This window comes from Streptomyces sp. M-16 (assembly GCF_052114405.1).
GTDB lineage: Bacteria > Actinomycetota > Actinomycetes > Streptomycetales > Streptomycetaceae > Streptomyces.
In genome coordinates, this window is record NZ_JBFRER010000160.1 from 1 (window position 1) to 13599 (window position 13599).

A 13599-nucleotide genomic window follows, 5' to 3' on the forward strand; every position below is an offset into this window, starting at 1 on the left:
GGTGAAACGGTGCAGGTCGACGTCCTCGCGGGCCACGGCGAGGCGGTAGCCGCCGGCGGGGTCGGCGCGGACGCTGTCGCGGGACCCGAGGGCGCGGCGCAGCCGGGAGACGAGGGCCTGCAGGGCGGCGGGGGCGTCCCGGGGCGGGTCGTCGCCCCAGACCTCGTCGACGAGATCGGCGACGGGGACGGCGGCGGGGCCTCCGGCGCGCAGGGCGAGCGCGGCCAGGAGCGCGCGCAGGCGGGCGCCGCCGAGGGGAAGGGGGGCGCCGGTCTCGTCACGTGCCTCGGTGGTGCCGAGGATGAGGTACCGCACCGGGCAATTCTGCCCTGCCCCCGCGGGAAGCGACGCAGGATTTCCCGGCCCCGGCCCACGGGGACGGTCCCGCCCCGGCTCGGGCGACGCCCCTGCGGCGACGGGCCAACTCGGCGGGGCCGGCCCAACCCACCCGGGACGGGCGGACCGGCCCGGGACAGGCGGACCCGCCCGGGACAGGCGGACCCGCCCGGGACAGGCGCGACCCGCCCGGGACAGGCGCGACCCGCCCGGGACAGGCGCGACCCGCCCGGGACAGGCGCGACCCGCCCGGGACAGGCGCGACCCCGCCGGACGCCATGGGGCGAGGCAGGCACCGGGCGAGCGGGCTGCGCCCAGGCCCCTGAGGCTGCGCCCACGCTCCTGGGGGCTGCGCCCCGGCCCCGCGCCTCCAACGCCGAGGGGGCCGGATCTCTCCCGGTGGGAGGGTTCAGGACGTGCGGAGGGTGGTGAGGGTGCGGGTGGCGATCTCGCGGCCGATGGGGAGGGACGCGGTCGCCGCCGGTGACGGGGCGTTGAGGACGTGCACCGTGCGCGGGGCCTCGCGGATGAGGAAGTCGTCCACGAGGGTCCCGTCCCGCAGGACGGCCTGCGCACGGACTCCGGACCCGGCCGGGGTGAGGTCCGCGGCGGTGATTCCGGGCAGGAGGCGCCGCACCGCGTCCGTGAAGGCCCGCTTCGACAGCGAGCGGTGGATCTCCCCGGCCCCGTAGCGCCAGTGCCGGGACGCCATCCGCCAGGATCCCGGCCAGGCCAGCTCGGTGGCGAGGTCGCGGGGCCGGACGGTGGCCCAGTCGTAGCCCTCGCGGGCCAGCGCGGGGACGGCGTTCGGGCCGACGTGGACGCCGCCGCCGATGCCGCGGGTGAGGTGGACGCCGAGGAAGGGGAACGCCGGGTCGGGCACCGGGTAGACCAGCCCCCGGACCAGCTCCGGGCGGGCCAGGTCGTGGTACTCGCCGCGGAAGGGGATGATCCGCATGCCGGGGTCGTCACCGGCGAGGCGGGCGATCCGGTCGCACTGCAGGCCGGCGCAGTTCACCAGCACCTTCGCCCTGACCACCAGCCCGGACGTGGTGCGCACCGCGACGGCGGAGGGGCGGCGGGAGATCAGGTCCACCTCGGCGCCGTAGAGGATCTCGGCACCGGAGGACTCCGCGAGCTGCGCCGCGACCTGCCCGTAGTCGACGATGCCGGTCGTGCCGACGTGGATGGCGGCGAGGCCTCGGATCTCCGGCTCGTACTCCGCGATCTGCGCGGGGCCGAGCTCGCGCACCGGGATGCCGTTCTCGCGGCCGCGCTGGACGAGGGAGTGCAGGCGCGGCAGCTCCGCGCGCTCGGTGGCGACGATCAGCTTGCCCGTCACCTCGTGGGCGATGCCGTGCTCCGCGCAGAACTTCACCATCTCGGCGGCCCCGCGCACCGCGAAGCGCGCCTTGAGCGATCCCGGGCGGTAGTAGATGCCGCTGTGGATCACCCCGCTGTTGCGGCCCGTCTGGTGCCGGGCGGGGCCGGTCTCCTTCTCCAGCACGGTCACCCGCGTCCCCGGGGCCAGCCGCGACAGGGCATGCGCCGTCGACATGCCGACGATCCCGCCACCGATCACCAGCACATCGCAGTCCACGCCGCCGCCCACGCTGACACCTCCCACCCCTGCATACTGCACCCCGCCACCGACAGAGCGGCTACGCGGGTGTCACCAGGAGCGGTCGGGCCCGCTCGCGCAGCTCCGCGACGCGCGGTTCGTCCCCGTACGGTTCCAGCCGGTGCAGCAGGTCCCGTACGTACTCGTTGGTCCGCGCCGAGGAGATCCGGCCCGCGACCTCCACGGCCCGGGTGCCGGCCGCGCAGGCCGCGTCGAGGTTGCCGGACTCCAGCTCGGCGACCGCGCTCACCACGAGCCGCAGCCCGTGTGAGCGTACGTACTCCTCGGTGGGGCGGGACAGCGCCTGTTCGGTGAAACGCCGGACCTGACGCGGGAGTTTCAGGTCCCGGTAGCATTCCGCGGCATCCGCCGCGAAACGGTCGTACGAGTAGAAACCCAGCCAGGTCGGATCGGCGTCCCCCTCGCGGGAACGCTCCAGCCAGCCCTCGGCGGCCCGCAGCGCGGCCCCGGCGGCCGCCGAGTCGCCCGCCTTCGCGTGGGCGCGGGCCTCGACGAGGCGGAAGAAACTCATGGTGCGTGCGGTGGCCAGGCCCCGGTTGCGTTCGACGGCGGCCTGGGCGAGGTCCACTCCTTCGTCGGGGAAGTCCCGGTAGGTCGCCTGGAGCGACATCGAGGCCAGGACGTAGCCGCCGAGCGGTACGTCGGCGGCCGCGCGGGCCAGCCGCAGCGCCTGGATGTAGTAGCGCTGGGCCGCTTCCTGCTGGCCGGTGTCGAAGGCCATCCAGCCCGCCAGCCGGGTCAGTTCGGCGGTGGCGCCGAAGAGGGCGCGGCCCACCTCGTCGCTGTACGAGCCGAGCAGCAGCGGCGCGGCGTCGACCCGCAGGCACTCGGGGACCATCGACGAACGCCAGTCGCCGCCGCCGTACTTGGAGTCCCAGCGGCGGGCGTCCTCGGCGGCCTCGCGCAGCTTCGTGACGTCGCTGTGGCCGACGCGCTGCGGGGAGGCGTCCGTGAGCACGGAGGGAGCGGCGGGGGCCGTGGCGGCGGGAGCGGCGGGGGCCTGCTGACCGGTTTCGGATCCGGGCCGGGCGGGCACAACGCCTTGCGCGGGGGTCCGTACGGACGGTCCGGGAACTCCGGATGCCTGCCGKGGCGCCACGGCCCTGGTCGCCCCGCCGATCGCACCGGCCCGCTCCGTCCCAGCGGCTCCTGAGGTCCCAGGGGCCCCAGAGGGTCCAGCGTCCCCAGAGGCTCCAGCGGTCCCAGAGGCCGCACCGGAGGCTTCCCCGGCCGCCGGAACCGGAACCGGAAGCGGAGCCTTCTCCCGTACGGGACCCGGTTCGCGCGCCACCGAGCTGTCGGCCGGAGATATCAGCCAGCGCGACGCGGGCGTCGCGTACGCCGACACCGCGAAGGACCCGGCGAGCGACTGCCAGATCCCGCCACCGCCCCGCCGCCCCGCGAGGTCGAGCCGGTAGAGGTCGGTCGCCGAACGCACGGCCGCGCCGATGTCGCGCGGGAAGGCCAGCCCGACCTCGGGCGCGGGGTCCGCGTCCGCCAGCCCGATCTCGTGCAGCGGCACCGGGCGCCCCAGCTTCGCGCCGATGGCCGCCGCGATCAGGTGCGGCGCGGCGCCCTGGGGCACCATCCCCTTCGACACCCACCGCGCGACCGAGGTCTTGTCGTACCGGAGCGTCAGACCGCGCTGCGCGCCGAGGTCGTTGACCCGCCGGGCCAGTCCCGCGTTGCTGATGCCCGCGAGGGCGAGGACGGCGCCGAGCTTCTCATTGGGCTCGCGGAGCTCCCTGGACATGCGCCACCCCTCGTCACACGCGGAACGCAGACGCCGCCGGGGCATAGGCGCCCGGCATTTCGTAAACCCAGCGTAGTTCCCCGCCTCCCAAGCGTTAAGGCCCCGACTTCCGTATGGCGGGATTGTTGTCCGTATGCACAGTCCGGGCGGGGCCCGCCCCCGGGGCGCACGTGTCAGCTCGTGCTCCGCCCGTGTGGCCGTGCGCCCGGCCGTGCGCTCTGGCCGGTCCCGGGGCCCGGCGATTCGATGTGCGGTGCGTGGGTCGGCCCGCCGCGTGGAACCGGAGGGCCGGGGGATGCCGCCGCCTCAATCCCCGCGGGTGGCGGAACGGTCCGGGGGGTGGAGACCGCCTCCCGGACCGCGGCCCGCGCGCGGACCGCCGCGGGCACTCAGCACGGCCGAAGAATGGCCGAAACCGACCTATGGGGCGGTGGGAACGGAACGCCAAATACCGCGTGGCCGGGGCGTGTTCGTTTGCATGCGCGCCCCCGAAGCCACTCTCGCACGCCCGTCTCGTGGCAGCATGGACCCCGAGCCACCCGGGGTCCCGCCGGCCGCGCCCTCCGGCGCCGACCGCGTCGTCCGTGCCGTCCGTTGCCCCGGTCATTTGCCCACGGGCTGGGGGAGGCGGCGGTGCGCTGGTTGGTCGGGTGGAGCAGTATCGCCGCGAGCTTCGGCACGGCCGGCCGGGTCTCCCACCAGGGCGAACCGCCCCGCGGCGGCGGCCGGACCGACTACGCGGACCCCGCCCACGGGGCGTACGGACCCCAGGGCGCGTACGGACCCCACGGGGCGCACCCCCACGCGGCCCCGCCGCGCGGCGGCATCGCGGACGCCGCGTACGCCGACGATCCGGCCGCCCAGGACGCGGAACGCACCGTCCACCCCGTCGGCGCCCAACTGCTCTGGGGCGACCCCGACCCCCTCTGGGCCGTCGGCGACTGGCGCCCCGACGAGATCCGCACCGTCACCGCCGACCCCGCGGACCCCTTCACCCGGCTCGCCGTCCTCGGCTGCTGCGGGGCCACCGACGCCGAGCTGCGCCGCGCCCTCTACGCCGCCCGCGGCGGCGCCCTGCGCCACCTCACCGAGTGGCCCGGCAGCTACACCGCCGTCGTCCAGGCCGGCCGCCGCATCACCGTCCTCGGCGACCTCGCGGGAGCCCGGCCCGTCTTCTACACGCCCTGGGCGGGCGGCACCGCGTACGCCACCGCCGCCCTCCCGCTCGCCGACCTGATCGAGGCGCAGCTCGACGTCGGCCACCTCGCGGCCCTGCTGGCCTGCCCCGACAGCCCCGAGGCGCTGGGCGACGGCACACCGTACGTCGGCGTGCGGCGGATCCCGCCCGGCCACACGCTGATCCTGCGCGAGGGCTCCCGGGAGATCACCGGGTACGAGCCGGTGGCCTCCCTCGCGGTGGCCGCGCCCGAGGCCGACCCGGAGCGCGCGGTGGAGGGCGTACGGGAAGCGTTGACGGCCGCGGTGCGCGCCCGGCTCACGGCGCCCCGGCATGCTCCCGACGTACTGGTGACCGACCCCGGCCCCGTGCCCGGAATGGGACCCGCCGACCGGCGTGCGGCCCGGGGCGCCCCCGCGCCGGGGGTGGGCGCCGACCTCTCCGGCGGCAGCGCCTCGGCGACGCTGGCCCTCCTCGCCGCCGGGCTCCCGGGCTCCCCCGGCACCCTGCCCGGCACCGGCTCCCGGCTCCTCGCCGTCACCTTCAACGACCTGGCCACCCCAGAGGGCCGCGAGGCCGAGCTCGAACGGGCCCACGCCCTCGCCGCCGACCCCCGGCTGCACCACGTCGTGGTCGCCGCGGCCGCGGAGGCCCTCCCCTACGCGGAACTCGACGGCCCGCTCACCGACGAACCCGGCCCCTCCCTGGTCAGCGCCGCCCGCGAGCGGCGGCGGCTGGCCGCCGGCTCCGCGGACCACTTCACCGGGCACGGGGCCCGCCAGGTCCTCGACGCGCACCCCGCCCGCATGGCCGACCTCCTGCTGGACCGCAGACGCCGCCACCTGCTGCGCCCGGTCGCCGCCCTCGCCCGCGCCGCCTCGGCCTCCGGGGAGTCCCTCCTCGTGCCGCTCACCGTGTACTCGGCGGCCCGCCGCCTGGCCCGCACGCCGTACCGCGCGGGCATCGAGGCGGCGGCGGCCCGGCTGCGCGAGGGCGGGGTCGCCACCGCGGTCTCGGGGCCGGTCGACGCCTCCCTGGCGGCCCTGGCCTGGTCCCGGCCGGGACCGGCCGCGGGCTGGCTGACCGGGGAGGCGCTGGCGGAAGTATCGATCCGCCTCCGGGCCGCCGCCGGACGCCCGCCCCTCTCGCTGCGGCCCGGCGAGGCCCGCGCCCGCGCGCTGCTGGCCCGCCACGCGGCCGACCACCGGGTCTTCGAGCAGGCGGTGGAGGTCCGCAGCCAGCGCCTGCACGCGCCGTTCCTCGACAACCAGGTCGTACGGGCCGCGCGCGCCCTGCCGGAGTCCCTGCGGGTGCAGCCCGGGGCCCGCGCCGAGATCCTGCGCAGCGTGCTGGCCTCCGCCGGGGTGCGGGAACTGCCGCCCGGGTGGGGCGCCACCGCCCACACCCCGAACGAGACCGCGACCCGGCTCGGGCTGCGGGCCGCCCTGCCGGGCCTGCTCTCCCTGTTCTCCGCCCCGCTGCTGGCCGACGCCGGACTGATCGAGGCCCGGGTCGTGCAGCGGGCCCTGTCCGACGCCGCCGACGGCAAGCCCGTACCGCTCGACGGGCTGGCGGAGCTCGTCTCGATGGAGCTGTGGCTGCGCCGCCTCCTCGCCCGCCGCGGAACCTGCTGGACGGGCACCTCGACCCCGCGCCGCCGCGCGGTCCCGGCCCTCGACGCCTCCCTGCCGCGGCTGACGCGCGGCGCGCCGGCCGCCCGCTAGGGCCCGTCGGGCCCGGGCCCTGCCGTAAAGGCGGAGCGGCGCCCGTGCACCGGACGTACTCGGGTGCCCCGACAACGCGGCGAGGTGCGGTGCCGGGCCTCGCGGGCCGGGCACCCCTTTGACGACAGGGCCCAAGCCGCGTCGGCCGTCCTACGGGGCCTGGCGGCGAGGGCGGACCACCACACCGAGGCGAGCAGCAGCACCCCGGGGGCGATCCCGGCGACGGACGCCACCACCGCGGTTCCCGCGCCGGCCGCGCCCAGGACCAGTCCCGCGGCGGCGCAGGCCGACATCGCGGCGCCGAGCACGCGCAGCGAGGCCTGGTGCCACACGGCCGCGAGGCCGAAGAAGTGCAGTCCGACGACGAGCGCGATCCACGCCCCCGTCAGGTGCGGGGCGTAGACGTTCACTACGGCGACCCCGGCCAGCGCGGCGATCACCTCGCCGGCCACCACGAGCCAGTAGCGCCGCCCGAAGGCCGTACGCGCCGCTCCGGCATCGCCGACGTCGCCGTCGCCGGTGGGGTCCGCCGGGGGCCGGGACACGAGGAACAGGCCCACGAACGCGGCCACCGCGAGCAGCCGCAGCGGGACGGCGGCCGGCGCCACGGCGCCGGCGTTCGCCCCGATGAAGACGAGGCCGAAGGCACCGCCGATGATCAATCCCGTACGCCCCCGTGTCATGGCGCACAGTGTGCCGGAATTCGATCATGGACTCCATGCGGAGGGGGCGCCTCCACCCGCCGCGCCCCGCCCCGGCGCCCGTCGCCCGGACCGCACCCCGGCCGGGTCAGGGCACCCGCGTCGTAGAATCGGCGCATTGTGTCTGAGTCCCCGAACCCCCAGCCCAGCCTCCCGGACACCGCGCCCGAGGCGACCGCGTACGTGCCCCCCAAGTGGCGCACCGAGCCCCGTTTCCCCGACGGCCCCGCGCCCGACCCCGCCGGATCGCACCACGAGCGGCGGATCCGCAGCTTCCAGCCGCGCCGCAGCCGGGTCACCACCGGCCAGGGCGAAGCGCTGAAGCGCCTGTGGGGGACGTGGGGGCTCGACATCGACGGCCACGAGGTCATCGACCTCCACCGGCTCTTCGACGGCCTGCCCGTGGTCCTGGAGATCGGCTTCGGCATGGGCGAGGCCACCGCCCAGATGGCCGCCGCCGACCCCTCGACCGGCATCCTCGCCGCCGACGTGCACACCCCGGGCCAGGGCAACCTGCTCGCCCTCGCGGAGCGCGCCGGCCTCACCAACGTCCGCGTGGCCAACGGCGACGCCATCATCCTGCTCCGCGAGATGCTGCCGCCCGACTCCCTCGCGGGACTGCGCGTGTACTTCCCGGACCCGTGGCCCAAGGCCCGCCACCACAAGCGGCGGCTGATCCAGCCCGAGTTCCTCGACCTGGCCGCCACCCGCCTGGCGCCGGGGGCCCTGCTGCACTGCGCGACGGACTGGGAGCCGTACGCGGAGCAGATGCTCGAAGTCCTCACCGCGCACCCGGAGTTCGAGAACACGCAGGCCGACGGCGGCTATGCGCCGCGCCCCGAGTTCCGCCCCCTCACCCGCTTCGAGGGCCAGGGACTCGACAAGGGCCACGTCGTCCACGACCTCCTCTTCACCCGCGCCCGCCCCAAGAACTGACAAACATCACTCCGAGTGTCCGAGCGGCTCGGTAGGGTCACCATGTGCTCCGAGCGCTCTCCCGTGTGCTCGCACGCACACCGGACCCGGTCCGCGTGTGCGTGCCCGTCACCCTGCTCACCGCGACCGGGTTCACCATCCTGGAACTCGTGCGGGAGCAGACCGGCACCGCCGGTTTCCTCGTAGGACTCGGCCTGGCCCTGCTGCCCGTACCGCCGCTGATGGCGGCGTTCCGGTGGCTCGGCCGGGCCGCGCCCGCCCCCTGGCGGCAGTTGATGTTCTGCTTCGGCTGGGGGGCCTGCACCGCGGCGCTGATCGCGATACTGGCGAACAGTTTCGCGACCGAGTGGATAGCCGCGGCCACCACCGACCCCTTCGAGGCCGACCGGTTCGGCTCGGTGGCGATCGCCCCGGTCGTGGAGGAGAGCGCCAAGGCCGCCGCGCTGCTCCTCGTCTTCGCCTTCCGAAGACGGCACTTCACCGGCCCCGCCGACGGGTTCGTGCTGGCCGGGTTCACCGCCACCGGCTTCGCCTGCACCGAGAACGTCCTCTACCTGGGCAACGCCTTCGAGGAGGACCTCGCCAAGGGCACCGGCGTCCTGGACTCCGTGACGGCGGCGACGTTCTTCGTGCGGGCGGTGCTGTCGCCGTTCGCACACCCCCTGTTCACCGTGCTGACCGGGCTCGGCTTCGGCATGGCCGCGATCGGGGCGGGCCGCGCCCGGCGGACGGGCACGCCCCTGCTGGGCCTGGGCCTCGCCATGGGGCTGCACGCGCTGTGGAACGGCTCCTCACATTTCGGTGAGTACGGTTTCTACGCGGTCTACGGCTGCGTGATGGTCCCGGCGTTCGCGCTGCTGCTGGGGCTGGCCGTGCGGATACGGCGTCACAGACTGCGCGCCGTCGCCGCCGAGCTGTCGGTGTACGCCCGCGCGGGCTGGCTCGGCCCGGCGGAGGTCCCGGCGCTGGCCTCGATGCCGGCCCGGTCCCTGGCGCGGGCCCTGGCCCGCCGCAGCGGTGGCCGGCCCGCCGCCCGGGCGGTCTCCCGCTACGCGGCGGACGCCGCCGCCCTCGCCCTGCTGCGCCGGCACGCCCGGCAGACCGCCGGCTCCGACCGGGATCCCGCCCGCGACCGGGACTTCGCCGTACGGGAACGGGAGTTGCTGGACCGCCTCTGGCTCCGCCGGGCGACGGCCGCGCCCGTCCTGGCACGGGCTGCGGTACTGGAGGAGCTGCTGCCGCCGTGGTACGACCCGCTGGCCGGTCCGCACACCCCCCGGCCGCCCCAGGCCTCCCAGGAGCCCCTGGCCACCCGGCCGGCCCTGCCCTTCGCGCGCCCGGCGACACCGGCCCCGATGGCGGTGCCGCTGGCGGTGCCGCTCCCCAGGACCCCGGCCCTGTCCGCCTCCGTCCGCCCCTGAAGACCGGCGCCCGGCGGGACAGCACGGCCGTGCCCCGGGACCAAGCGCCCCGGGACTAGACGCTGAGCCCCTTGGATTCGAGCCACGCCAGCGGGTCGACCGTCGAGCCGCCCTTGCGCACCTCAAGGTGCAGGTGGGCCCCGGTGACGTTGCCGGTCGCGCCGACCCGTCCGATGGTCTCGCCCGCGCCGACCGTCCCGGAGGTCACCGCCATGGAGGAGAGGTGGCAGTACCAGACCTGCGTACCGTCATCGAGCTGCAGCACGATCCGGTAGCCGTAGGCGCCCGACCAGCCGGCCGAGATGACCTTTCCGCCGCCCACGGCCTTGACCGGGGTGCCGGTCGGCGCCGCGAAGTCGAGGCCGGTGTGGTAGCCGGAGGACCACATGGAGCCGGAGTCGCCGTAGTGCGAGGTGAGGGTGTAGGAGGAGGTGGGGAGGGAGTAGCCGCCCGAGGTCTTCGTGCCCGCGCCGGACGCGGATCCGCCGCCCTCCGCCTCCTTGGCCGCCGTCGCCGCGACGGCCGCGGCCGCCTTGTCCGCTTCGACCTTGTCCGCTTCGGCCTTCTCGGCGGCGGCCTTCTCGGCGGCCACGCGAACCGTCTCCGCCTCCTTGTCGGCCGCTTCCTTCTGGGCGCGGGCCTCCTGGGCCGCGGCCTCGCGCGCGGTCCGCTCGGCGTCCGCCCGCGCCTGGGTCTCGACGGCCTCCTGCTGCGACTCGGCCTGCTGGAGGATGCGGTGGCGCAGCGCCTCCCCCGCGTCGGCCTGCCCGTGACCCTGTCCGTCGGCCTGCCCCGGAATCCCGGCGGTCCGCGCGGCGGGCGCCGCGGTGTCCGCGCCGGCCGCCTCGGAGGAGTGGCCGCCGCCCAGCAGATCGGGCAGGTCCGGGAGCGAGGGCATGGATATCGCGACCTGCGGCCGGTCCTGCGCGGTGGCGATGCCGCCCGCGCCCACCGCTGCGATCACGCCGACGCCGAGCACGGTCGAGCTGCGGGCGAGTCCCCCGCGCTGCTTGAGGACGCGGTGCTTGCCGCGGACCGAACGGGCGGAGTCCTCCGTCGGGTTCCACTCGCCCCAGGCTCCGGCGGTGGGCGTCTCCGGGACGTCGATGCCTTCAGGGGAAGGCGAGTTGGAGGCCACCGGGGCACACTCCTCATGAGCGAGAACGCGCACGGGTGCCGTCTCTTGCGACGGCTGGGACGACCGCGCTGCGTTATCGAACGGTAATAGACGCGGGGGAGTGATTCCAAGCTGTTGCGACTGATCGTTAACGCCAATCAGCCACACCCCGAACAGCCCTGGCCTGGACATTTACTCCATCGAGCCTCAACTCAGGGCAAACATCCACGCCCAACCCCTTCACTCCAGCCACGATGGCCCAAATGACACACCGTCAACCTCCTCGCACAGAGCGGCCCATGAACTACGCACCGTCACCGAGCGGGCGGCGCTCCTCCTCGCGCCGCACCACGGGGACCGTCCGCCTGCGCGCCGGCTGCCCCTCCCGCGGCCGCCCCACGGCGAGCAGCGCCATGTCGTCGGTGGTCCCGCCGCCCGTGTGCCGGCGGACGTCGCTGCTGAGCGCACCGAGCACCGCGCCCGGCCCCGGGAAGACCCGCCCGCGCAGACGGGCCGCCGGATCGTAGAAGACACCGGCCGCGTCCCGGGCCTCGGTGACCCCGTCGGTGTAAAGGAGCAAGGTGCTGCCCTCCGGGAAGGGCCACTCCCCGACCGGATCCGGCGGACCGGCCGCCAGCTCCCCCAGCCCCAGCGGGAGCGCGGGCTCGGCCGGTTCGAGGACCGCCAGACCCCCGTCGGCGTACAGCAGCAGCGGTTCGGGGTGGCCCCGGTTGAGGAGCCGCAGCACCCCGGCCCCGGCCGGGACCTCCCCGAGCACACAGGTGGTGAACCCCTCGACCGCGTCCAGGCTGTCCCGGCGGACGCCCTCACGGGCCAGGGCCCGCTCCAGCCTCTCCGCGAGCGCCTCCAGGGTCGGCTCGGTGTCCGCGGCCTCCCGGAAGGCGCCCAGGACCACGGCGACGGCCTCCACGGCCCCCAGCCCCTTGCCCCGTACGTCGCCCACTGCGAGCCGCACCCCGTACGGGGTGTCCTGGACGGCGTAGAGGTCCCCGCCGATGAACGCGTCGGCCTGCGCTGCCTCGTACCGCGCGGAGACGTGCAGCCCCCCGATCCGCTCGGCCGGCGTCGGCAGCACGGCCCGCTGGGCCGCCTCGGCGATCCCGCGCGCGGAGGCGAGCCGCTCGCCGCTGCGCCGCACGACCCGGTTGATGAGCAGGGCCAGCCCGGAGACGGTCACCACCGTCACCAGCTCGGTCAGCGCGTCCACCCTCCAGTCGGCGGCGTTGTGGAAGTGCAGGGCCACCACGGCGCTGGAGGCGGCGATCCCGGTCAGGGCGGTCGCCAGGAAGCTGAAGACGGGAGCGGCGATCAGCGGGGCCGCCGAGAAGAAGGGGGAGCCCGTGAAGCCGGGCGGGGTCAGCACGTCGAAGCCGAGGCCGAGGAGGATCAGCAGCGCCGGGAGCATCCGGAGCACCTGCCGGCCCGCCCCGTCGCCGGGCTCCGTCGCCCCGCTCGCGTCACCGCCCTGCCGGCCCAGCCCCACCACGCTGCTCTCCTGCCGCCCGGTCCCGACTCGCCCCGCCTCCAAGGCTGGCGGCACGGACCGTCGCACGGCGACCGGACCGGACCGATCGGGTGAAGGAGCGGAGCAGGGCAGGAACGGCAGCGGCTCACCGCACCGGGACAGCGCATACGACGAAGGCCCGGCTCCACAAGGGAACCGGGCCTTCGTACTGAGTAGCGGGGACAGGATTTGAACCTGCGACCTCTGGGTTATGAGCCCAGCGAGCTACCGAGCTGCTCCACCCCGCGTCGGTAAACCCAACTCTACGTCATCCGGGGGACCCTCTCCGCCAATTAACCCCCCGACCCCCCTCCGGAAGGACATAACCGCAGGTCAGAGCCGTAAATAAAGGCCCCGATCCCCCTCCGGACCCCTGCCCCGCCCGCTCCGCCCCGGTCGGGCCACCGATGGCGGGAAACCGCCGCGGCCCGTCCCGGTCGATACCCGATCGGCCTGGGGGCCCTCTCCCGCTATGCTCTGGGGTGAGCGCGCCCGGGCCATTAGCTCAATTGGCAGAGCAGCGGACTTTTAATCCGTTGGTTGTCGGTTCGAGTCCGACATGGCCTACCGCACCCGGATCGCGGGGGATACCCCGCGGCCTGGGACCGAGCGCCCCGTCCGGCTTCGTCCGGGCGGGGCGCTCGGTCGTTTCCGGCCGCCCGCGCCCGGTGGACCCCCCGGCGCACCGCCCCGAGCGGTCCGCCGGCCCCGACGAGCAGCCCCGTCGCGCTCCCAACCCCCGCGCGCACAAAGTCAATGATCTTTGCGTCCGGCGCAAACTCCCCTGTTCCAGCGGCTCATGCGTTCCGGTGAGGATGCGCCGCCGACCTTGGCGGGCCTCAACTCGTGACACGGAAAAGGGATCGGCCCCCACAGCACCGGAGTGCTGTGGGGGCCGATCCCTTGTCAGGCGGCGCTCAGGCGTCAGCCGTTGCGCTTCCAGCGGGGCTTGTCGTCACGACGGCCGCCGAAGGAGCCGGAGCCGGAGCCCGAGGGGCGGTTGTCGTCGCGGCGGCCGTAGGGGCGCTCACCGGCACCGCCGGCGCGGAAGCCACCGGAGGGACGGTCGTCGCGGCGGAAGCCGCCACGGTCGCCACCACGGTCATCACGGTTGAAACCACCGGACGGACGGTCATCGCGACGGAAGCCGCCACCACGGTTGTCGTCACGACGGTCACCACCGGCGCGGAAGCCACCGGAGGGACGGTCGTCGCGGCGGAAGCCGCCACGGTCGCCACCACGGTCATCACGGTTGAAACCACCGGAC

At 75.6% G+C, this 13599-nt stretch carries 9 protein-coding genes, 2 tRNA genes and 1 pseudogene; 5 read left to right on the forward strand and 7 right to left on the reverse strand.

What is annotated here, in order from left to right; translation table 11 throughout:
- From AB4039_RS38680 to AB4039_RS38690, 3 genes are all read right to left on the reverse strand, one after another.
- On the reverse strand, positions 1-315 hold a 315-nt coding region (locus AB4039_RS38680), incomplete at its 3' end, for an AfsR/SARP family transcriptional regulator (protein ID WP_442272958.1).
- Between the two features lie 430 nt (positions 316-745).
- Positions 746-1978: an L-2-hydroxyglutarate oxidase gene (gene lhgO / locus AB4039_RS38685; protein ID WP_266840568.1), complete on the reverse strand. Its 1233-nt coding sequence runs from the start codon at positions 1976-1978 to the stop codon at positions 746-748.
- Positions 1979-1997: 19 nt separating this feature from the next.
- On the reverse strand, positions 1998-3731 hold the full coding sequence (locus tag AB4039_RS38690; protein ID WP_266840567.1) for a sporulation protein: 1734 nt from the start codon (positions 3729-3731) through the stop codon (positions 1998-2000).
- A 633-nt stretch (positions 3732-4364) separates the two neighbouring features.
- Between AB4039_RS38690 and AB4039_RS38695 the strand changes: the two genes are divergently transcribed.
- Positions 4365-6632, forward strand: a complete 2268-nt coding sequence (locus tag AB4039_RS38695; RefSeq protein ID WP_442272959.1) for an asparagine synthase-related protein — start codon at positions 4365-4367, stop codon at positions 6630-6632.
- On the opposite strand, the gene AB4039_RS38700 is transcribed toward AB4039_RS38695, so the two are convergent.
- Positions 6629-7315 (reverse strand): hypothetical protein, encoded by a 687-nt coding sequence (locus AB4039_RS38700; protein WP_442272960.1) that lies wholly within the window; start codon positions 7313-7315, stop codon positions 6629-6631. The genes AB4039_RS38695 and AB4039_RS38700 overlap by 4 nt on opposite strands.
- Before the next feature lie 138 nt (positions 7316-7453).
- On the opposite strand from AB4039_RS38700, the gene trmB reads away from it, so the two are divergent.
- Both trmB and AB4039_RS38710 read left to right on the forward strand, forming a co-directional pair.
- Positions 7454-8269, forward strand: a complete 816-nt coding sequence (trmB, locus tag AB4039_RS38705; RefSeq protein ID WP_266840564.1) for a tRNA (guanosine(46)-N7)-methyltransferase TrmB — start codon at positions 7454-7456, stop codon at positions 8267-8269.
- A gap of 65 nt (positions 8270-8334) precedes the next feature.
- Positions 8335-9690, forward strand: a complete 1356-nt coding sequence (locus AB4039_RS38710) for a PrsW family intramembrane metalloprotease (protein ID WP_442272961.1) — start codon at positions 8335-8337, stop codon at positions 9688-9690.
- 55 nt (positions 9691-9745) lie between these two features.
- Here the strand turns inward: AB4039_RS38710 and AB4039_RS38715 are convergent, their stop codons facing one another.
- The 3 genes from AB4039_RS38715 to AB4039_RS38725 form a co-directional block, all read right to left on the reverse strand.
- Positions 9746-10828 carry a M23 family metallopeptidase gene (locus AB4039_RS38715; protein ID WP_442272962.1) on the reverse strand — a complete coding sequence of 361 codons (1083 nt, stop codon included), beginning with the start codon at positions 10826-10828 and terminating at the stop codon, positions 9746-9748.
- Positions 10829-11111: 283 nt separating this feature from the next.
- Positions 11112-12305 carry a PP2C family protein-serine/threonine phosphatase gene (locus tag AB4039_RS38720; RefSeq protein WP_442272963.1) on the reverse strand — a complete coding sequence of 398 codons (1194 nt, stop codon included), beginning with the start codon at positions 12303-12305 and terminating at the stop codon, positions 11112-11114.
- A 201-nt stretch (positions 12306-12506) separates the two neighbouring features.
- Positions 12507-12580 (reverse strand) — tRNA-Met (locus AB4039_RS38725).
- Between the two features lie 246 nt (positions 12581-12826).
- Between AB4039_RS38725 and AB4039_RS38730 the strand changes: the two genes are divergently transcribed.
- A tRNA-Lys gene (locus tag AB4039_RS38730) sits at positions 12827-12899 on the forward strand.
- 321 nt (positions 12900-13220) lie between these two features.
- Positions 13221-13599 (forward strand): annotated as a pseudogene (locus AB4039_RS38735) (hypothetical protein); the annotation flags it as partial.

What these genes read in the sequence shown, in the direction of transcription:
- AB4039_RS38700 (WP_442272960.1), bottom strand. Translation starts at nt 7,315, where the DNA reads ATGACACGGGGGCGTACGGGATTGATCATCGGCGGTGCCTTCGGCCTC.